Origin of the sequence: Mucilaginibacter sediminis (assembly GCF_051903035.1) — a bacterium.
Taxonomy (GTDB): Bacteria; Bacteroidota; Bacteroidia; order Sphingobacteriales; family Sphingobacteriaceae; genus Mucilaginibacter.
The window spans coordinates 2,498,158-2,520,263 of sequence record NZ_CP170602.1; the positions used below are offsets into that span (position 1 = coordinate 2,498,158).

The 22,106-nt window shown below is 44.3% G+C and carries 15 protein-coding genes; 6 read left to right on the forward strand and 9 right to left on the reverse strand.

Annotation, left to right across the window (positions count from 1 at the left end; all coding sequences use genetic code 11):
• Positions 1 to 434: 434 nt before the first annotated feature.
• The 3 genes from ACFGVS_RS09730 to ACFGVS_RS09740 all read left to right on the forward strand — a co-directional run bounded on the left by ACFGVS_RS09730 (position 435) and on the right by ACFGVS_RS09740 (position 2,677).
• Positions 435 to 713 carry a LapA family protein gene (locus ACFGVS_RS09730; protein ID WP_090649341.1) on the forward strand — a complete coding sequence of 93 codons (279 nt, stop codon included), beginning with the start codon at positions 435 to 437 and terminating at the stop codon, positions 711 to 713.
• A gap of 4 nt (positions 714 to 717) precedes the next feature.
• The gene (locus ACFGVS_RS09735; RefSeq protein ID WP_439698458.1) at positions 718 to 1,605 is read left to right on the forward strand and encodes an NAD(P)-dependent oxidoreductase; all 888 of its coding nucleotides are present in this window, start codon (positions 718 to 720) and stop codon (positions 1,603 to 1,605) included.
• 187 nt (positions 1,606 to 1,792) lie between these two features.
• The gene (locus ACFGVS_RS09740; RefSeq protein ID WP_218152422.1) at positions 1,793 to 2,677 is read left to right on the forward strand and encodes a polysaccharide deacetylase family protein; all 885 of its coding nucleotides are present in this window, start codon (positions 1,793 to 1,795) and stop codon (positions 2,675 to 2,677) included.
• Between the two features lie 387 nt (positions 2,678 to 3,064).
• Here the strand turns inward: ACFGVS_RS09740 and ACFGVS_RS09745 are convergent, their stop codons facing one another.
• From ACFGVS_RS09745 to ACFGVS_RS09760, 4 genes are all read right to left on the reverse strand, one after another.
• A complete protein-coding gene (locus tag ACFGVS_RS09745; RefSeq protein WP_439698459.1) occupies positions 3,065 to 4,951 on the reverse strand; it encodes an alpha/beta fold hydrolase in 1,887 nt (628 codons plus the stop codon).
• A gap of 338 nt (positions 4,952 to 5,289) precedes the next feature.
• Positions 5,290 to 5,787 carry an FKBP-type peptidyl-prolyl cis-trans isomerase gene (locus ACFGVS_RS09750; protein WP_274212623.1) on the reverse strand — a complete coding sequence of 166 codons (498 nt, stop codon included), beginning with the start codon at positions 5,785 to 5,787 and terminating at the stop codon, positions 5,290 to 5,292.
• Between the two features lie 25 nt (positions 5,788 to 5,812).
• Entirely contained in the window at positions 5,813 to 7,822 is a 2,010-nt protein-coding gene (locus ACFGVS_RS09755) for a thioredoxin domain-containing protein (RefSeq protein ID WP_439698460.1), read from the reverse strand.
• 115 nt (positions 7,823 to 7,937) lie between these two features.
• Positions 7,938 to 8,552, reverse strand: coding sequence for a hypothetical protein (locus ACFGVS_RS09760; protein WP_439698461.1), 615 nt, complete (start codon positions 8,550 to 8,552; stop codon positions 7,938 to 7,940).
• A 729-nt stretch (positions 8,553 to 9,281) separates the two neighbouring features.
• Here ACFGVS_RS09760 and ACFGVS_RS09765 point away from each other — a divergent pair.
• From ACFGVS_RS09765 to ACFGVS_RS09775, 3 genes are all read left to right on the forward strand, one after another.
• Positions 9,282 to 11,243, forward strand: a complete 1,962-nt coding sequence (locus ACFGVS_RS09765; protein WP_439698462.1) for a M1 family metallopeptidase — start codon at positions 9,282 to 9,284, stop codon at positions 11,241 to 11,243.
• A 181-nt stretch (positions 11,244 to 11,424) separates the two neighbouring features.
• Positions 11,425 to 11,835 (forward strand): response regulator, encoded by a 411-nt coding sequence (locus tag ACFGVS_RS09770; protein WP_090649316.1) that lies wholly within the window; start codon positions 11,425 to 11,427, stop codon positions 11,833 to 11,835.
• Positions 11,836 to 11,862: 27 nt separating this feature from the next.
• Positions 11,863 to 12,222 (forward strand): response regulator, encoded by a 360-nt coding sequence (locus ACFGVS_RS09775; RefSeq protein ID WP_090649313.1) that lies wholly within the window; start codon positions 11,863 to 11,865, stop codon positions 12,220 to 12,222.
• A 215-nt stretch (positions 12,223 to 12,437) separates the two neighbouring features.
• On the opposite strand, the gene tnpA is transcribed toward ACFGVS_RS09775, so the two are convergent.
• From tnpA to ACFGVS_RS09800, 5 genes are all read right to left on the reverse strand, one after another.
• On the reverse strand, positions 12,438 to 12,833 hold the full coding sequence (tnpA, locus tag ACFGVS_RS09780) for an IS200/IS605 family transposase (RefSeq protein ID WP_439698463.1): 396 nt from the start codon (positions 12,831 to 12,833) through the stop codon (positions 12,438 to 12,440).
• A 365-nt stretch (positions 12,834 to 13,198) separates the two neighbouring features.
• The gene (locus ACFGVS_RS09785; RefSeq protein ID WP_439698464.1) at positions 13,199 to 15,415 is read right to left on the reverse strand and encodes a transferrin receptor-like dimerization domain-containing protein; all 2,217 of its coding nucleotides are present in this window, start codon (positions 15,413 to 15,415) and stop codon (positions 13,199 to 13,201) included.
• Positions 15,416 to 15,835: 420 nt separating this feature from the next.
• A complete protein-coding gene (locus ACFGVS_RS09790) occupies positions 15,836 to 18,334 on the reverse strand; it encodes a hypothetical protein (protein ID WP_439698465.1) in 2,499 nt (832 codons plus the stop codon).
• 279 nt (positions 18,335 to 18,613) lie between these two features.
• Positions 18,614 to 20,431, reverse strand: coding sequence for a glycoside hydrolase family 2 protein (locus tag ACFGVS_RS09795; protein WP_439698466.1), 1,818 nt, complete (start codon positions 20,429 to 20,431; stop codon positions 18,614 to 18,616).
• 162 nt (positions 20,432 to 20,593) lie between these two features.
• Positions 20,594 to 21,967, reverse strand: coding sequence for a dipeptidase (locus ACFGVS_RS09800; protein WP_439698467.1), 1,374 nt, complete (start codon positions 21,965 to 21,967; stop codon positions 20,594 to 20,596).
• Positions 21,968 to 22,106: the final 139 nt, after the last annotated feature.

The window sequence follows — 22,106 nt, forward strand, 5'->3', positions numbered from 1 at the left end:
TGTATACAGGACTGAAAAATGAGCAGCAAAAATTTACTTCTCATCAACGAATACAGCGCGTGAATCTGGCTTTTAAAAACGCCGAAATATTAAAGTTAAGACCGTACACCGCCATAAAAAACGCCAACAAAAATTATCCAGCAATGACGACTGCCCGGCCACTTCCCCACCAATAAAATTCACAGATGAAATCAGTCCGATTTTTTTCGCGACGGAATTTCGCTTCAAATTCCTGAGGCGAAAAAATACATGTACAGACAGAAAAATCAGATCGGGAATAATTACAAATTTGGAACATCAAACTATCGGCCGTCCCAGTGTCTCAGATCTCACATCTAATATCTCAAATCTCTCCACTATCTAAAACGCCCTTTTATTTCAACATTAAAAACTGCATCTTGTATTAACTGTTAACTTTATTAAATCAAAACATCATGAGCATAAAAACCATCACAATAATTATCATCACCATTTTGCTTACGGCCGCTCTTGCCCAAAATACCGACAATGTAACCTTCGCGTTTTTGTTCATGAGTTTCAGGGTATCCAAACTGGCCATCATGATCACCATGACCCTTGTAGGTTTTGTCCTGGGCTTTATGGTTGGCCGCCCCAAAAAAGCAAAATATGATATTGAAGGTTACCACGACAACATCCACCAAAAAGAAGATAAAAATACACTAAGTGACGAAGACAGGGACTACATTAACTAACACTATGAAAAACAAAATCGGATTTATCGGCCTTGGCAACATGGGCATCCACATGGCCAAAAACCTTATCGAGGCAGGCTACCATCTGCAAGTCCATAACCGCACCCTCAGCAAAGCCGACGAGCTTGACCAGGCCGGCATCACCAAATGCCAAACACCTGCCGAGGCGGCCGCCGGTGTACCTATCGTGATCACCATGTTATCGGAAGATGAGGTGCTGCGAGAATCGGTTACAGGGCCCGACGGAATTTTAAAAACGCTACAGCCAAATGCTGTGCACATATCCATGAGCACCATCTCGCCCGAAACGGCCGTTGAGCTGGCCAAAGCCCATGAGCAGGCGGGCAGCCATTACCTGGCTTCACCAGTGTTCGGAAGGCCCGAGGCGGCAGCAGCAAAAAAACTTTTCATCTGCGTTTCCGGCCCTCAGCAGGTAAAAGATATTGCCAAACCAGTACTCGATTGCCTGGGCCAGGCCATACACGATTTTGGCGAAGAAGTTGGCGGCGCCAACGTGGTGAAGATTGCCGGCAACTTTATGATCATGGCATCAATGGAGATGATGGCCGAAGCTTACACTCTTGCCGAGAAGAATGGCCTTGACCGTACGCAGGTGGCTAACTTTTTTGGCTCAACGCTCTTCAACGCCCCCATTTACCAAAACTACGGGAGGCTGATTGCAAACAAGCAATATGAACCCGTAGGATTCAAAGCCAAATTAGGCTATAAAGACGCCCGCCTTGCCTTTAAACTGTCGCAGGCGAGCTACACACCCATGCCACTTGTAAACGCCGTGCACAGCCGCTTATTGAGCGCCATAGCAAAAGGACTTGGCGACAGGGACTGGGTAGAAGGTTTTGGCCGCGGTGTAAGCGAAGATGCAGGACTTTAGGATTTCGGAATTGGGATTTTCGATTTCGGATTTAGTTTGATTACAAATTTGAAATGAGATTTTTTGCTTCAGGGTGTAGGACATTTCCGTCTTGATTCTCGACTCTTGATTCTTAACCCTAAGAAAATCTCAATAAAATCCTAATTTCGCCGTTGTTGAACTAATTAAAAAAAACATCCACTATTTTATGATAAAGAAAACATTTGTATGGATGGCAGTTTGCGCATTGGGCGCAACCATGTCATGCCAGGGAAAACCAACCGACAAGTCTGCCAGTGCATCTGCCACGAGCCCTGCGCCTGCTTCGGCCGCCTCTGTAGATAACAAAGCTGTGATGGCCCGCAAACAGGTGCCCATCGTTTGCTACCACCAAATACGCGATTGGAAGCCTACTGATTCCAAAGGAGCCAAAGATTACATTGTTCAGGTTGCCGCATTTAAAGAGCATATAAAAATGCTGGCCGATAGTGGCTACCATACCATCCTGCCCGATCAGTTGTACGCCTACCTTACCACCGGCGCGGCGTTGCCCAAAAAACCAATCATGCTCACTTTTGACGATACCGATCTTGACCAGTTTACCATTGCCAACCCTACGCTTAAAAAGTACGGTTTTAAGGCAGTTTATTTTGTGATGACAGTATCGTTAGGCCGCCCGCATTATATGACCGCAGACATGGTTAAAAAGCTATCAGACGAGGGCAATGTAATTGCCAGCCATACCTGGGATCATCACCGGGTAGATAAGTACTCGCATAACTCTGAAATTAAGATCAAAGGCAAAAACGGTAAGATAACCACGAAGCCAGTTGACGACTGGGTTACCCAGATTGACAAGCCTACCAAAAAACTGGAAGAAATTACCGGTAAAAAAATAGAATATTTTGCCTACCCATTTGGTGTATGGAAAAAACCGGTATTGCCGGAAATTCAAAAGAAAGGTTTTAAAATAGCCTTCCAGCTTGCCGATAAACGCGACCCTGATTATCCGCTGATGACGGTACGCCGTATTTTAGATAGTGGCTACTGGACAACTAAAACTTTCAGCAATAGCGTAAGAAATAGTTTCTAAGCCACCTAACCCCCTGAAGGGGGAATGTGAAAACGGCCTTTCTTTTTTAAGAGGGGCCGTTTTTTGTGATCATCGCCACTTCAATTGGTTATTTCGTTAATAAGATAAAGCATTGAAAGCCATTTTACAATTTGCCATTGCGAGTACATATCAGGATGATCCTGAAAAAAACAGGGATTACATGTTGGCTTTAGAGCCTCGCAACAACCATGTCATTGCGAGTGTAGCGCGGCAATCGCGAACTCTGCAAGTCCACCCTGTATAGTTCGCGATTGCTTCGTTCCTCGCAATGACATAGATTTCGTTAAAAACAACATTGATAATCAGCTATTTATAATCATGTCAATATAAAGAACGAAGCAATGATATCAATGTGCAAACTTAGTCCTACTTTTTCCCAGCCAAATACTTATCTAAAAACGCGAGGGTTTTGTTGGCTGTTGTTATCTGGTCATCTTTTTTGGTAAAGCCATGGCCTTCGTTGGGATAGGTGATGTATTCCACCGATACGCCGTTCTTTTTAACCCCATCCACAATTTCCTTACTTTCAATGGGCAGCACCCGCACATCATTCATGCCCTGGAAAACAATTAGCGGCTTGTTGATGGTTTGGTAATGGAACAGAGGCGAAATCTTTTTCAGGTGTACACTATCAGCCGTGTACGGATCGCCCAATTCCTCGTAAAGGGCTTTACGCTGGGCCTCCCAGTACGGAGGGATACTTTTGAGTGTCCGCATCCAGTTGGCCACGCCAAAGAGGTCTACACCCACTTTAAATTCGTTAGGGTGAAAGGCAAGGGCACCCAGCACCATGCAGCCGCCGTAACTACCACCCAGTATGCCTATTTTGGCGGTATCGATGTAGGCTTGTTGCTGCAACCATTTTTTACCCCAGATGCAGTCCTTTAAATCGCCGTTGCTGTGGTCTTTGTTATCCAGCTTGTAAAAAGTTTTACCATAACCGCTGCTGCCCCGGTTATTAACCGCCAACACCGCGTAGCCATGGTTTACCAAAAACTGTATTTGATTACTAAAGCTGGTTGTGGTTTGGCCGCCCGGCCCTCCGTGTATCCAAAGTATAGCCGGCACCGGTTTATCTTTGCCGGCATTTTTGGGTTTGTAATAAATCGCCGGAATTTCCAACCCGTCAAAAGATTTAAAATGGACAACTTCTGCACTTACCAAATCATCACTGCTTACCGCCGGGTTTAGTGTGCGGGTTATCGGTTTTAATTCCTTCCTATCAAAATTGTAAACGTACAGGTTATTCGGGCTTGTGCTGCTACCTACCGTAAGCATTATGTTTTTCTCGCTTGGCGAAAACACTGCCGACTTAGCCTCGCCATCTTTAATTTCCGGAAAATCCATTTGTTTACCGGTACTATTATCAAACAGCAAAACCTTGGTTTTACCATCGGCATTTACATACACGGTGTAATATTTTTCAAGGTCGCTTAGCTCCATACCAACAACATCCCAGTTGGTGCTGTAAACTTTGACGGTTGCCCCGGTTACCAGGTTATATTTTACCAAATAACTAAATTCGCTTCCGTCGTTGGTAATGTAGTACAGGCTCGAATCGCCTTTGGTAAAAGCCGCCGGGTACCAGGTTGCGTCTTTATCGTTACTTAGCTTTTTGGTGGCTTTTGTCGTTCTGTCATAAAGGTACAACTCATTTTTATCAGTCGTGATAGATTTGGTTAATGTGATGTACCGTTCGGATTTTGAAACAGGGCCGGGCGAATAGCCGTCGTTGTTTTGATATAACAACTCATCTTTCCAGTTTTTCGCATCAAGTTTATAAACGTCAAAAAACTTAGGGTCGCGCTTGTTACTTACAACGTAAAGGTACTTTTTATCGGTACTCCAGCCGTTTGTACTATTGGTAGTGTTTGCCCAAGGTGTAAGATCCTTCACGGGCGAGCCATCTGCTTTTTGCAGGTAAATGTGACTATTTTCGTTACCACCCTGGTCGGCGCTGTATAAAAAATCGTTGGTGCCCGGCACGTAGCCTATAGAAAAATAGGAATCTTTAGTTGAATGGGTGAGCTGTTTTGATGAGGTATCGGCCAAATTAATGGCGTAGATGTTAAATATCCCCGTGCTGTTGTCCTCTATCAGCACTTTGGTTTCATCGGCATTAAAGCCCGCCCCTGCTATTGATTTATTGTTATACAACTGCTCAATGGTGTATGATTTTACATCGGCAGGCTTGTTTGTGCTTTTGCAAGCGCTGAACATTACAGCCACGGCCAGTAAGGATAGGTATTTCATTTTTAGGTTTAATTTTCAGCAAGTTATGGCAAATAATCTGCAAAAACAAAAGGGCCTTGCCCCGTTATTTCCAACAAAAAAAACTTTTGATTTGCAACCCGATTTTATTAATCCGGGCGTTGCCTGCGGCCGCGCTTTACGCTTATACTGCACAGGCATTAAGCGCTGGGCCGGTATCCGCTGCAATCGCTAACGTGAATTGTCTGAACCAGAATTTCCAGAATTAAAGAATTAACTGAATAAAAAAACAGTTATGCCGCACACATGCATAACTACAGGGCACAAAAAAAGCCCGCTATTCACATAACGGGCTTTCAAATATTTTACGATCAATAAAATTAGTGAGCGTGATGGCCATCCGGGCCATGCGCGTGGCCGTGTGATAATTCTTCTGGCGTAGCCGGGCGTACGTTCAGGATGCTGCCTTTAAAGTGCAGTTCCTGGCCGGCCATAGGGTGGTTAAGATCAACAATTACCGCGTCTTCGGCTATTGATACTACCTGGGCCTGGAAACGGTTGCCATTGTTATCCTGTAAAGGCAAAATAGTGCCAACTTCGGGAAGTTCTGCTCCCTGGAACATTTCTTTAGGCAGGTTGGCTACGGCTTCCTCATCATATTCGCCATAAGCATCGCCTGCAGTTAAACGGAATTCATAAGTATCACCTGTTGAAAGGCTGCTTAAGTTTTCTTCAAATTTGGGCAGCATCTGGCCGGCACCAAACAAAAAAGTTAAAGGTTGTTCTTGTGTGGCACTTTCTGTTAAAGTTTCGGTACCATCCTGGTCAACATACAAATCGTAAGTTAATGACACTACGTGCTGTGGTTCAATCTTCATTGTTACTGTTTTTATAAATAAGCAATCAGGCCTGCATTTGTTTTAGTGCATCGGCCGTGTTATTAGCAGGTAATCCGCAGGTTTTATCTATACAAACAAAAATTTGTGTTGATTTACCAAACTTATCCTGTAACAAAGGTAAACTTCCTTTTGTACCTCCCAATATAATTTTATTGGGTATGTAATTATTTTCAAGTTCCTTTCTTACAGTTTCGGCTTCGGGACCGGTTACGGCAACTTCATAAATACCATACACTTCATCAAGCAATAACATAGTCCAGTTTGAATAAGCCGTACCATACTTTGCCAACTGTGGCATAATGTTGCGTAACAGCTGTGCCGAAACCGCTGCATAATTTTCATTATCAAAAAGCAGGCCCAATTTTTTAAGGTTGCGTGCCATTGCCGAGTTACTGGCCGGCGTAACCCCGTCCATAATTTCAGATTTGCGGGCTATCAATTGCTCATCATCATCGGCGGTGTAAAAGAAAATACCATGAGCTTCATCGTAATAATGAGCCATTGCAGTATCGGCAAGGGCTTTTGCCTGCTGCACCCAGTATTCATTAAAGGTAACTTCGTACAGGGCTATAAGGCCATCAATGATGTTGGCATAATCGTCCAAAAACGCTACAGGGATACCTTCAATTACCGGGCTGCCGTAAACCCGCGATAGCCTGCCATTTTGACCTATAAGATTATTCATGATAAAATCGGCGTTCTTCAAAGCCATTTCCAGGTATTTCGGTTCAGCGAAAGACCGGTAAGCTTCGCACAGGCCTTTCAGCATCAAACCATTCCATGATGCCAGTATCTTGTTATCCAAACCTGGCCTGATACGGTGGCGGCGGGCTTCAAACACCTTTTTGCGGGATGCTTTTACTTGTAATAACAAATCATCCACCCCTAAGCCCAGCTTTTCGGCCAGTTGCCCGTCCGTTTCTTTTCTGAAGAGCACGTTGGAGTGTTCTTCTTCCCAGTTGCCGTCTTGGGTAATATGGTAGTAAATGCAAAACAGGTCGGCATCGTCGCCTAAAATGGTTTCAATTTCGGTTTTAGTAAAAATATAGAATTTACCCTCTACCCCCTCGCTATCGGCATCAAGAGCCGAGTAAAAACCCAAATCCGGTGATGCCAATTCGGTTGTGGCAAAATGGATGATCTCATCAACCACTGTTTTATACAATTCATCTGGCTGCCAGGTGTAGGCTTCGGAGTACAGGGTTATGAGCTGGGCATTGTCATAAAGCATTTTTTCAAAATGCGGCACATGCCAGCGGCCATCAACCGAGTAGCGGGCAAAGCCGCCGCCTATATGATCGTAGATACCGCCGAAAGCCATTTTATGCAAGGTTAATTTTACTTGTTTGGCAATTTCGTCGTCGTTGGTCAAATGCGCATATCGCATCAGCAATTGCCAGTTATTGGGCATCGGGAATTTGGGCGCATTGCCTGTACCTCCCTCCTGCCTGTCAAAATATCGCTTCCAGTTATCGCCGATAACTTTCAGGTCGTCCTTTGTGTAGTCCGGCTGATCGGCTATAAATTGGATCGATTCATATTTTTGGATCCCATCTGTCAGGCGAACGGCGTACTCCTCTGCTTCCTCCGGTTTTTGTTTATAAAAATCGGCCAGGTTAAACAGCAGCGATGTCCAGTCGTTTTTACGGAAGTAGGTACCGCCATAAATTGGCCGCTGATCGGGCAGGCAAATACAGTTTAACGGCCAGCCGCCGCGGCCGCTCATGAGTTGCACGGCGCTCATGTAAATCTGGTCAACATCGGGCCGCTCTTCCCTATCAACCTTAATACAAACAAAATACTCGTTCATTACGGCGGCCACGGCTGCGTCCTCAAAGCTTTCGTGCTCCATTACGTGGCACCAGTGGCAGGCCGAGTAGCCAATGCTTACCAATATCAGTTTATTCTCGGCTTTGGCCTTATCCAGGGCTTCTTTACCCCAGGGGTACCAGTTTACAGGGTTGTTGGCATGCTGTAATAGATATGGAGAGGTGGAATTTGCAAGTTTATTCATAGCAGATGGTATTGCGTTATCAATGCAATGTGCGAATATAATTGTACCTGTAGGTTAAAGCGGGATTATTTGGAAAAGTTTTGGGGGAAGGTGTGGTTAATTGAAACTACTTTGATTAAACTTTGTCCAAAAGTTCCGCTAAAGTAATATCGGAAACGGAAAATTTCTCTTTGGTCGTTAACCGTGCCTTCTCTATCATGTCTATAAAATTATCGGCATAGTTTTTATTCATATACCCACCACCGTAATTAAATATCCATTTACTGTTATCAGCGGATTTAAGGGCACCTGCAATTTTAAACCATTTATCAAGCGCATCGAAAAACAAAACCCGGGTATCCTTTTCATAAATAATACCCATAACATTTCCACGATAAATAGCCGTTTTCCATTCGCTGCTTAATGCATCAAGCCCATACAATCGGCTTTCCTTAAACGTCTGCAAGTCGGGCATCTCACGCGTCTCAAAGTCGAGAAAGCAAAACATTATCTCTCCCTTATACCTGAAATGTTCGGACTCTTTAATATAAATACCAATATAATTGCCCGCGCTATTTTTGTAAACCAAACAAGTTCCGGGTGAATAAATAGACGGGAACTCCTGGGGTTGCTTTTTGACTAACCGGGCTTTGGTTTTTTCTGTAGATATTTTATTTAAAAACTTATCTAAATTCTTTTGTCTTTCTTTTAAAAACTGTTCGCTTGCATCAAGTTCGCGGCAAGCCTTCATGTCCTCTCCTGTTTCAATGATATCTTTTACAACATCATAAATTTCGGGTGTTAATACTTTACACTCCCAACAAGCCAGAGCAAGCCCAAACCAAACATTGGTTTTGTCATAAATGATATTCTCTGCCTGTTCATCTAAAACGATCGCTGCAATTTCATTTGCCTTTTCTCCCCAATTATACAGATCGATAAACCTTTCATAAACCTCGCTGGTTGTATCATTTCCTAAAATAGCTGCGCTACAGGCTCCTATATGCGGTTTGTATTTAAAACCTACGGTAACAAATATTTATAAACCGAAGGTCTTGATGCATCAATCTCTTTTGCACGGATTTTTACTAAATTCAATATGGCTTTTTTTCGTAAAGGCTTCGCAATTAAAGCGTCATTACCTGCCTTCTTATTTATCGTCGACTGATTGCTCATATGCTGTTGCTTTACACAAATGTACTTTATCGATTATTATTTCAAACTAACCGATCTCCATTTTGACTAAGTACTTACCAAGTGTACCACCCCGTACCAGGGTGTTTCAGGCCGTACCACCCTGTACCACCCCGTCTCATGGTGTTTCAGGGTGTTTCATTCCCAGTGGGTACACACAGTTTGTTGGTATTACATAGTACCCCAATTATGTTAAACCCATTTAATTCCACTTACTTAAGCTTCCAAATTACCAACTTCACAATTTATTTCGCTTTATTTGCGGTTTTTATTATTGACTGACAAAATGCGTTATTTAAAACTGATCAACATTTTATGTGCTGTTGGCTTGTTTGCAATTGCAAATACGGCATCGGCACAAACCGACTCTGTTAAGTATAATCACCAGGAATCATTTGGCCCCATTACCTGGCCGGTAACCGGGCAGGGCACCCGCTCAAATGCCGGCAAACCATCGCCAACTTATTGGCAAAACCGTGCCGACTACCAGATTAAAGCCGCCCTGAACGAAGGTAAAGACACCACCATTACCGGCGAAGTTACCATCACCTATACCAACAACAGCCCCGACCAATTAGACTACCTGTGGCTGCAACTTGACCAGAATTTATTTAAACCCGACTCGCGCGGCGCAGCGGTAACCCCCTACACCGGCGACCGCTTTGATGTGCGTGGCTTTAGTCGTGGCGGTTACCACATAGGCTCGGTTGAGGTCACCTACAAAGGCGAAACTTATAAAGTTACCCCGGTTGTAACCGATGCCCGTATGCAACTGCGCCTGAATGCCCCAATGGAAGGTAAAGGCGAAAAAATAAGCGTAAAAATCAATTACGATTTTGCTATCCCTTTTTATGGTGCCGACCGCATGGGCCGCAAAAAGTTTAAACAAGGTTATGTTTACGAAATTGCCCAATGGTACCCCCGCATGTGCGTTTATGATGATGTTGAAGGCTGGAACACCCTGCCCTACATGGGCCTTGGCGAATTTTATTGCGAATACGGCGATTTTGACTATTACATAACCGCCCCCGCCAATATGGTGGTTGTAGGCAGTGGCGATTTGCAAAACCCCGAAGAAGTATTGTCGCCTGCACAGTTGAGCCGCATGGCCGAAGCCAAAAGCAGCGATAAAACAGTAATGCTTATTAAACAGAATGAAGTTGGCAAATCGTCGACCCGTCCGTTTAAAGGCAGCCTTACCTGGCACTATAAAATGCTGAATAGCCGCGATGTGGCCTTTGGCGCATCAAATGCTTTTATATGGGATGCTGCAAGAGTTAATTTCCCATCGGGCCGTAAGGGTATTGCAATGTCGGCCTACCCTGTTGAGAGCGCCGGCGTTGATAGCTGGGGTCGTTCAACCGAGTACCTGAAAAACAGCATGGAAATTTATTCAAAAGCTTATTTTGAATACCCATGGAACTCGGCTGTGAACGTATCTGGCGTTGCCCTTGGCATGGAATACCCTGGTGCTATATTTTGCCTTGGCGGCCTTAAAAAAGGCCAGCTGTGGGGCGATGTTACCCATGAAATTGGCCACAACTGGTTCCCGATGATAGTAGGCTCAAACGAGCGTAAATACATGTGGATGGATGAGGGCTTCAACACTTTTATTAATGAATATGCCTCGCAACAGTTTAACAAAGGCGAGTATAACGATACCAGCAAACAGGCGCAACGCATTTTAGGCATGTACCGCAACAGTAAAGATCCGCTGATGACAGCGCCCGAAGCCATAGGCCTGAATGACTATGGCCAATATTACGTCAAAACCGCTTTGGGTATGGATATTTTGCGCAACGTGGTTTTAGGTCCCGAGCGCTTCGACTATGCATTTCACGAGTACATTAAAAACTGGGCATTTAAACACCCGTTGCCGTATGATTTATTCCGCGCGATGAACGATGCCAGCGGCGAAGACCTGAACTGGTTTTGGAAAGGTTGGTTTACTACTACCTGGAAAATTGACCAGGCCATTACCGGCGTTAAATATATTGACGATAACGCTGCAAACGGGTCGCTGATCACCATTACCAACAACGAAAAAATGGCCATGCCTGTCGACCTGAAAATTACCCAGGCCAACGGCAAGGTTGAAACCCTGCACCTGCCGGTAAACGTTTGGCAGCGCGGCGGAGTATGGACGTTTAAATATCCATCAACATCAAAAATTAAATCAATGGTGATTGACCCGGAACACGAATTACCCGATGTTGATTTGAAAAACAATGTGTATTACGGGGAGTGATTTTAATTATTGAGTTACTGATTTAGTGAATTAGTGATTTGTAGCATAAAAAATGGCGATGAGTTAAAACACATCGCCATTTTTTATGTACCCGTTTTAATTAAAAGTTGTAACAAAATAAATTCATTCCCGTATATACAACATATTGGAATATTAATGTTGTTTAATAGTTTATCGGCTGATGGGAATTATTGATTCGGGTGTGAGCATTCTTGTCATAGATGACGAAGAGTTGGATTGCGTTATCGTAAAAGCATTGATGAAAAAGGTGCTGATGGATCCTCATATTGACTCTTTCCAAAATGGCAAAAGTGCAATAGACGAGCTCAGCAAAATTAATGAAAACAACCCCGGGCAGCTTCCGGATTTTATTTTTCTGGATCTGGCTATGCCGGTAATGGACGGGTGGCAATTTTTGGCCGAATTTGACAGGTTAAAAATTGACTCGTTAAAGAAAAGCAAAATCTATATACTCACTTCGTCTGTAAGCATCGACGATGTAACCAGGTCGAAAGAGAATCCTCTTGTAATCGACTTTATAAATAAGCCGTTAAATTTTGAAAAAATAAAAAACATTTTTGCCAATTCGTGAATTTAATATAGCATATATAATATTCACATGGCTAAAAATATTTTGATCATCGAAGATGATGACGACATTCTTGCCGTGCTTACAACCGTTTTAAATTTCAATAATTTTTCGGTCAGCGGCATCAATCGTACCGATGATATTATCGGGTCGATAAAAAACTTCTCGCCCGACCTGGTTTTAACCGATTATATGTTGCCTGGGTTAAACGGCGGCCAAATTTGCATCCTGATCAAAAAAAACAAAGAAACCGCCCATATCCCCGTGGTATTAATATCCGCATATCATGAAATGGCCATATCACTGGCAAACTTTGGTTACGACGCTTTTATACCGAAACCCTTCGATATTAACAAACTGGTAAAAACCATCAATAAGTTTTTGAATTGATCTTTCCCTGGCTGTTAAACATAGCAATCGGGGTTTTAAATTTTATGATCAATGATATTGCGCTATTCCCACTACATTGGCTGTTTATATGATTTCGCTTACGGATTTTTCGCACCAATCAAAAAATCGCTTTGTTTCTTCGCACATTGCAGGAAAATAAAATAGCAGGAGAGTTATACCGATTACATTTTGCATCAAAATATAGCGGTAAATACTTACATCAAATCCTGAAAAACATACCGATCATCATAAGCTACTTTAAACTTTTTTAAAAAGTCAAGATATTCTTCCCTGAATGTTTGTTTTTTATGATGCTCTTCCTGGTTTTGGATATATTTATAAACCTTATCAACCTGCGATTGGCTATAGGAAAATACGCCAAAACCGTCCTGCCATTCAAAACGCTTAGGGATTAACGAATGATCATTAATATATTTTGATGATTTTGCTTTTACTGTTTGCATTAGATCCGAAACTGAAACAATAGGTTTCAAGCCGATAAAACAATGTACATGATCTTCCACACCATTTACAATAATGATTTTGCAATTGTTTTCATTGATTAGATTGCCTATTACAACAAACAGTTCGGCGCTCCATTTTTTTTTCAATCACCGCGTCTCTGTATTTAACGGCAAAAATTGTTTGAATGTAGATTTGATGATAAGTGTTTGCCATTTTATCGGGGCAATTGATGTTTACTATTTATTTTATATGTACCGAGCCTACGGCTCTCACTCTTCATTTATTTTTATACCACGGGTTGAAACCCGTGGCTACAAAATTGATCGAGGCTACGCCTCTGTATTATGTTTAGCCATATCTGCTCTGGTCAAATGCAGCTAAGGGCCATCGGCCCGAAACATTTTGTAGCCCCGGGTTTCAACCCGGGGTACATAAATACAAACAAGCATAAGTGCCGCAGGCACGGCCCATATTATCAGCCTGGTAGTTCTAAAATATTTATATCGCTGCCCTACTTCACCCCCATCGCCAAATATCCCGCCAATGCATTTATTCTGCCTGCAACCACCCCTATCTGCTCCTTTACTTCGTCCCAATTGCGTTGCTCAATTGCTTCGCGGATGCCGGGGATGGTTTTAACACCATAGCCGGTATAAAAGCCCGGTGCGTAAATAGTGTGTTTGTACCAGCCACGACGAGGCAACCCTTCGGCGGCAAGCAATTGCTGCTCGGCCTGGTACAGGAGTTTGTTTAGTTTATCGTGGTCGCCATCTTTTAGGGCGGCGGCGCTCCAGTAGGTGGCCAGTTTATCGGCGCTTTTCTTTAACGAATCCAGGGCGCCGGTTAGTGGTTTAAAATCAATTGGGGGTACGGTATCTTTAGCAACAGGCGCTTTGTACAGGCGGGTTGGGTCGGCAGCCAGCGTGTAATCGTTAGCTTTTATAAGCTGGTTATCAATTTTGGTGGCTTCACGGGTATCATCTGCAAGCTTGGTTAGCTCGGTAGCATATTTGGCAATGGTAGCTTGCAGGCTCCTGAAATCAAATGGCAATACTTCGGCATCGGCCATGCGCAATACCGAGTGGCCCGCAGTTTGGGCCAGGGCAACGCCGTAAGCAAAATCAGGATCTTTAAAACGTTTGTAATCATCAAACGAATCATAAATGGAATGATATTCGCCACCGCCGTCTTCGCCGCCAAAACCAAAATCAAGCGTAGGGATACCCAAATGCTGCAGGAATGAAGAAAAATCAGATCCTGAACCCAGCGCTTCCAGCTTTTCGCCTTTACGCTCCAATATCTCTTTCTTGTCGCCGGTTGATTTGGCATTTACCAGTTGCATCGCCTTTTTCCTATCGAACACACTTACTTTGGTTTGTGGGTCGGTTACGCCATTCGTTACCTCGTCAATAAAACTTTCCAGCGCCTGCGAACCGCCTGCACCCAAAAAACCGCGGCCGTTACTATCCGAGTTGATATATACCACCGTTTTCTGCTGCAATTCTTTATCATGTGCCTCGGCATACTCTGTCGAACCTATTAGGCCGGGTTCTTCGCCGTCCCACGAGCAGTAAATGATGCTGCGTTTGGGTTTCCAGCCGGTTTTTAGCAGATCGCCAAGTGCTTTGGCTTCCTCAATCATGGCTGCTTGTCCGCTTATAGGGTCGTTGGCGCCGTTTACCCAGGCATCGTGGTGATTTCCACGCATTACCCACTCATCGGGATAAGTTGATCCTTTTATTTTGGCAATTACATCATAGGCGGGCACCATATCCCAGTTAAACTCCATTTTTAAATGTACCACGGCCTTGCCGCCGCCGATGTGGTAAGTTATAGGCAGCGAGCCAGCCCATCCGGCAGGCGCCACAGGCCCATCAAGCGCGGCCAACAAGGGCTGTGCATCGTGATAGCTGATAGGTAGCACTGGTATTTTTAATATCGTGGTTGCATCCTTTCTATCTAAACGCTTAGCGTCTTTAGTTGCGCCAACGCCCGGCGTAAGCGGATCGCCGGGGTAAATCACCATGTCCATTACCGAGCCGCGCTGTACGCCAAATTCATTTTTGTACGCTCCTTTGGGGTATACATCGCCGGCAGAGTAGCCATCATCCGCAGGGTCAGAGTAAATAATGCAGCCTATAGCCCCGTGCTCATAGGCTACTTTGGGCTTTATGCCACGCCATGAGCGGCCATATTTCGCAATTACAATTTTACCTTTAACATCAATGCCCATGGCGGCCAGTTTAATATAATCATCGGGCAAACCATAGTTTACAAATACCAGCGGACCGCTAACATCGCCATCGGCACTCCAGGCGTTGTAAGTTGGCAGCTGATTGGGCTGGCCGGATGTGGCATCTTCCGGCACGGCCTGTTCTTTTAACACAGATGTATAAGTTGTTGGTGCAGTAAGCTCAAGTACCCGCGTTTTAGGCGTTGGGAAAAGTACCGTATAGGTTTCTATATGCGCATCCAGCCCGTAGCTTTTGTACATGGCCAATATCTTTTCGGCCACAGCCTTGCTGCCTGGCGAACCAATATTATGCGGAAATGCCGAAAGTGTTTTAATGGTTTCGCCAATGCGTTGCGGACTTAAACCTGCATCAAACGTTTTTTCGGTTTCCAGTTGTTTTGCCGACGATGCCGGCGTAAAGCCAATTAATGTTTTTTGCTGCGCGAAACTTGCCGACGACAGCGCCAATAAGCCAAGGGTAAGGGTTTTCTTCATGACAGTGTATATGGTGATCCGTGAAGATAATAAAATTTGTTCATGGTTCATGGTTCATGGTTCATGGTTCATGGTTCATAAGTGGAATTCGATATCAATGCTATTGTTTTGGCTTTTTAATTTTTTTTCCCGGTTATCAAAAATCTTGCTACTTGATACTAACTACTTGATACTTTTTTGGGCGTTCCCTGCGGGCGGGCTTTACGCTGCAAGTCCTCGCAGGCCATCGCACCCTACCCCCTCGCTCCGGGCTTTCCGCTGCAATCCCTAACGCTTTTTTTTCTGAACCGCGATTCATCGGATTAGAGGATTACCGGGATTTTTTTGATTGTCTCGTCCTCCAAATCAAATCCAAATAATCCGAAAAGTCTGCTTAATCCGAGTTCAGACAAACTACCGGCATCTCTAAACAAATCAAAATTATTTGTCCTTGCTTTTCTTCCCTACCATTTCCTTTATCTCATCTCCAAAAACAGCCCCGCCCAGCAACAGTACTAACAACACCGAACCTGCCATCGAAATATCTTCCCCAACATAATACGATACCGGATGAAATACAAACTCCACTTTATGTTCACCTGCCGGGATTGAAGCCGCACGCAGCAGGTAATCGGCACGGAAGTATGGCTTCTCTATCCCATCAATCAGCATCTTCCAGCCTTTGTCATAATATATCTCCGAGAACACCGCTACGCCACCTGTTTTTGACGCCGATTTGTATGTCATATGGTCGGGGTTATAGCTTACCAGTTTGATAACGGAAGTAGTATCGCCTGCCTGCAAATTGCCGGCAACGCTTTGATAACTTTTATCAGCCACGGCCTCGTTTTTTGGCGAGAAGCTGCTAAGTGCCTTCATTTCCGCGTCTGCGCCATCAACATATTTTATACTTTTTATAAACCAGGCATTACCGCATGCCTCGGGATTTGGCAATAACATTTGTCCTTGTTTAGATGAATCGGGCACGATGACATATTTGGCATTTAACATGTTCAATACAGCCGGATTTGCTCCCCTGGTAAATTGATTATCTATCAACTCATCATATCGTTTCATTCGTGCAGCCGAGTACCCGCCTAAAGTTTTATGAAAAAACGGGTTCTGTACATCTTGTTTTATAGCGGCCGTGGCGTCGTATACCCTAAAATCAGGATCCGGATCTTTAGCTATCTCCACATCAACAGGTCTTTGCGGTACTGCCGATTCCTGTTTATCGGTAAAATTGGCATCCTTTAAATAGCGTTTATCTACCTGCCAAAGGTCAACCAGTACGATAGCGAACAGCAACATAGATACTGTCGTGAGGCTTAGTTTTTGCTTTATAAGCGCCCAAACAATACCGAAAGTAATCAGCACAAATACCAGCGAACGGATGGCGTCGGAGCGTTCAAGATTAATCCGGTCTTTTACTACCGCATTGGCCAACGCGTTAGCAGTTGCAGCATCGCCTTTTAAAGCCTGAGTTAAATTTGTGATACTGCTTAACTGGTCGCTTGGCCTGAAACTGAGCAGCAATTCGGGCACCAGGATCAATATCAGCACCAGCCCACCGGTTATATACAAGGCAAGCAATAGCTTTTTAACCAAAACCTTTTTATCAACCGTAATAATAACCTCCTGTATGGCCAGGAAGGCCAGCACGGGGAAGCAAAGCCCGGCCACCGCCAAAATTGATTCGACCGCACGGAACTTATTGTATAGCGGAAAGTACTTCAGAAATATATCGGATACATATGGCCAGTTGCCGCCGAATGAAAGCAGCATAGTTAATACCACTGTACCCAACAGCCACCACTTCATTCGGTTTTTTACTATAATGAGGCCCAATACAAACAGGAAACAAATACTTGCACCGAAATAATAGGGACCGCTGGTGCCCGGCCGTTTCTCGCCCCAGTAAAGGGACAGACCTTCCATCCCCCGGACAGACGCTATTTGTTGAACAATACTCAATGCCTGATCGGCTGGCTGGCCTTTATCAGTCAGTACCTTAACCATTTCGGAACTTTCATCAAACAATTCCGGCCCGGATGCACCACCCGAAGCATTTGGCACCAAAAAGGTAAGGCACTCGGCCACACCCTGGCTGTACTGGTAAATATAATCTTTAGCCAGGCCATTTTGCGGCTCTTTGGTGGCGGTGGTTAAATTTGATTTGCCACGATAACTATCCTTGCCATATTCATAGGTGCTCCACAGGGTTGATGCATTTACCGCGAAGGCCAATAGCGATGCAGCAAGCAAATACCCTAACGATTTGAGGAAAGATGCTGTAGTTTTATTTTTGATAGCGTGATAAAGCTCGATACCAACCAAAATCAAAATGGCCAGCATCAGGTAGTAGGTCATTTGCAGGTGGTTCACCTTAATTTCGATAGACAGGAACAAAGCCAATAAGGATGCACCCAACAAATACCGCCCCCTTAAAGCCAGCATAATACTGGCTATTATTGGCGCAAAAAAAGCGATGGCAAAAGCCTGGTTAGTGTGGCCGGCCGCCAGCAATATCAAATTATAGCTTGTAAACGTAAAGGCCACGGCACCGGCAGCCGCCAGCCAGGGGCTAAGCTTTAACACATTAAATAAAAAGTAGGTACCAAACAAAAATACCAGCACCATACCAACCGGGTTAGGTACGGTATAACCAATAACACCTATAATATGTGTAGCGATGTTAGCCTTGTAAGGTGCCCAGATCTGGTATGCGGGCATACCGCCGAAGATCTGGTTAGTCCATAAAATGGTAGTATCGCGGGCGTGGTAATCCAAGATCTCTTTTTGGGTCGACTGCGCACCAAGCACATCCCCCTGGCCCAACGTTTTGCCCTGAAATGCAGGCGAAAAGTATAAAAAGCACAACACTAAAAAAACACCCGCAACGGCAAAATGTATCCCGTTACGCTTTAGCCAATCCATCATAAGCAGTAATAATTATATAATTTTTAAAAATACAATTATTATTGGTCATTGGTCATTGGTCATTGGTCATTGGTCATTGGTCATTGGTCATTGGTCATTGGTCATTGGTCATTGGTCATTGGTCATTTAAGGGCAAGTTTGATTGGCAACGATTGTTTTAATTTTTTTAATAAATCTACCAATGACTAATCACAGCGCAGCGAAATGACCTATGACCAATGACAAGCGCAGCGTCAATGACTAATGACAAGCAAAGCGTAATGACCAATGACAAACAGGTTATGGCTTAATTTTATAACTCTCCTTAATAACTGCTTCATTTACGGCTTTTACCCTGTTTAACTCCATCTTTTCAACAGCGCGATCGTAGGTTAATATGCCATTTACCTCATGCTCCACATCGGTGGTTTGAGTATAAATGGCAACACTTAGCCCCTTGTATTTCATCAGCTGTTCCACTTCATCCAGTAAAAACACATACCTATCGGTAAGGCGTGCTTTTGTAGGCTCATAATCATAGGCGTTGTTTTCTACCGGCCACATATGGTTGCGAACAAACAGGCCGACGCCGCCAAATTCGCCCAAAGATGCCGCGCGATGGTCGTCGGGCACCGAGGCATCGTATGGGCCTACGTAGATATGGGTATCTACATAATCGCCATTGCCGGGGTCGCCATAGGCTTTTTGATACGAGGGATTATTATTAAAGCCCGAATTGCCGTTAACCAGCCTGGATGGGTCGTACTGCTTAACCCAATTGGTTATATTTTTAACATCAAACGCGCCCCAGTTTTCATTAAAAGGCACCCATGTAATGATGGATGGCGAATTATAATGATCGTCCATAATCGCCTTCAATTCCTTCCGGAATTCCTTGCGTGTTTTAAGGGTATCTTCATTTTGATACCAGATGGCCGGCATATCCTGCCAAACAAACAAGCCCATTTTATCGGCCCAGTAATAAAAACGTTGCGGCTCGGTTTTCATGTGCTTGCGAATAAGGTTGAAACCCGCATTTTTGGCGAAACTGATATCATATTTAAGCGCCTCATCTGTAGGTGCCGTCAAAATCCCGTCGGGCCAATAGCCCTGATCGAGCAAGCCAAGCTGCATGATAAACTTGCCGTTAACCAAAGGACGGATAACGCCGTTAACCTTACCCAATTTAATATCGCGCATCCCGAAGTAGCTTTTCACTTCGTCGGCAACGCTGCCATCGGCACTTTTAAGGCTGATCTTCAGATCGTATAAAAAAGGATCGTCTGGCGACCAAAGTTTAGGTGCTTTAATGGGCAGGTAAAAGTAAGTATCGCCGGCTGATTCTGCTTGCGAAACTACTTTGCCGCCATCAAGTACCACAGCGGTTAATTTTCCGCCACCCTGTGTATTTACCTGCACTTTTAGCCGGTTATTCGCCAGGTCGGGCAGTAAACGGATGTTATCAATGTAGGTTTTGTTAACCGGTTCCAGCCAAACGGTTTGCCAAATGCCCGAGCAGAAGGTATAATCGCCACGCGGCCCGCTTTTTCCTGATGGCACACGGCCATCATTTAAATCATACGCCGCCACAACCACAGTATTGTTGCCCGCTGTTAAAAAGGGCGTTATATTAAAGCTGAATGCATCATAGCTACCGGCATGTGCTCCCACTTTGTGCCCGTTTACAAATAAGGTGGCATGGTGGGCTACTGCATCAAAATGAATGATCACCTGTTTATTTTTCCAACCGGCTGGCACCTCAAAACTGCGGCGGTACCACATATTAATTTCCTGCTTACGCTGGATGCCGGATAATACGGATTCCGGACAGTAAGGAACGCGGATTTTATTTACTTCGCCGGCAAATGACAATGGCTTTTGGGGAGCAAGCGCATCCTGCACATTTTTTCCGCCCTGGTAATCCCACTGCCCATTAAGACACATCCAATCGCTGCGCTGCAATTGCGGCCTCGGATATTCGGGAAACGGAACCGGGGCGTCCATAGCCGCTTTTGTCCAGGCTGTGGGTAACACTGCCTCCTGGGCAAATAAAACAGAACAACTATTAACGGTAAACAACAGGGACAACAATACCCGCTTAGTTTGTTTTTTAGTCATGGTTTATAGGTTTACTTTGATGTTAAGCCAAACTTAAAATAATTTATTTGATTAGCTGTCTTGATCTGTTTAAGCTGTTTTCTTCCTGGTAGTAAAATAAAAATGGCCGGCGAAATTATCCGCCGGCCTTGAATCTTTTATTTAAAAATCATTGTTCCAAAACTAAGCTTCGCTTAGTTCAGCAAAGTACTTATGGAACAACGGGATAGTTTCAATCCCTTTATAGTAGTTGAAGATATCGTATTTTTCGTTGGGTGAGTGCAGCGCATCACTATCCAAACCAAAGCCCATTAATACTGTTTTAAGGCCAAGTTCGGCTTCAAACAGGGCAACAATAGGAATACTACCGCCGCCGCGTGTAGGTATAGGTTCTTTGCCAAATGATTCGGCGATGGCTTTTTGAGCGGCTTTGTAGGCAATGCCATCTGTTGGCGTTACGACGGGTTCGCCGCCGTGATGCGGTGTTATTTTCACCTTTACATTGGCTGGGGCTATACTCAGGAAATGTTTAGTAAACATTTCTGTAATCTGCTCAAATGTTTGGTTAGGTACCAGGCGCATAGATATTTTTGCGTGGGCCTTTGATGGCAATACCGTTTTGGCACCCTCGCCGATGTAACCACCCCAAATGCCATTAACCTCTAAAGTTGGGCGTGTACCGGTGCGTTCGAATGTTGAATAGCCTTTTTCGCCCCAAAGTTCAACAACATCAAGATCTTTCTTGTACTCAGCCTCATCATAAGGTGCGTTGTTAAGGGCAGTACGTTCGGCCGGGGTAAGTTCAATTACCTCATCGTAAAAGCCCGGGATGGTGATATGGTTATTTTCATCATGCATAGCGGCAATCATTTTACTCAGGATAGTAATAGGATTAGCCACCGCTCCACCATAAACGCCCGAATGCAAATCGCGGTTAGGGCCGGTAACTTCTACCTCGACATACGATAAACCGCGCAGGCCGGTCTCTAAAGATGGATGCTCCATGCTGATCATCGACGTATCCGATATCAGCACCACATCGGCTTTTAGTTTTTCTTTATTGGCCTTAACAAATATGGATAAGTTTGATGAGCCAACTTCTTCCTCGCCCTCAATCATAAACTTAATATTGCAGGGCAAGGTATCTGTTTGCATCATCAGCTCAAATGCTTTTACATGCATATAAAACTGGCCTTTATCATCACAGGCGCCACGGGCATAAATTTTGCCGTCGCGCACAGTGGGCTCAAACGGTGGCGTGTGCCATAGCTCGATAGGATCGGCTGGTTGCACATCATAATGCCCGTAAACCAGCACGGTTGGCTTTGCGGCATTAATTATCTTTTCACCGTAAACAATAGGATAGCCTGCGGTTTGGCATACTTCTACATTATCGGCACCTGCGTCGCGCAGCTTTTGGGCTACATGGTCGGCAGTATTTAAAACATCTGTTTTGTATTTGGGGTCGGCGCTAACCGAAGGGAAACGCAAAAGGGCAAATAATTCGTCGAGTAAACGTTGCCTGTGCTCATCAACATATTGCTTTATGTGCTGCATGGTATTTAGTTTGGCGCAAATATATTGATGTTTATTGATTTGGGCGAACGCTGCATAACGACGGACGTTACAAAACCAAGCGCCCTATCAAACACAAATTCCCCGAAATATCCAGGGAATATAAAAGTGTTTCAGGAAA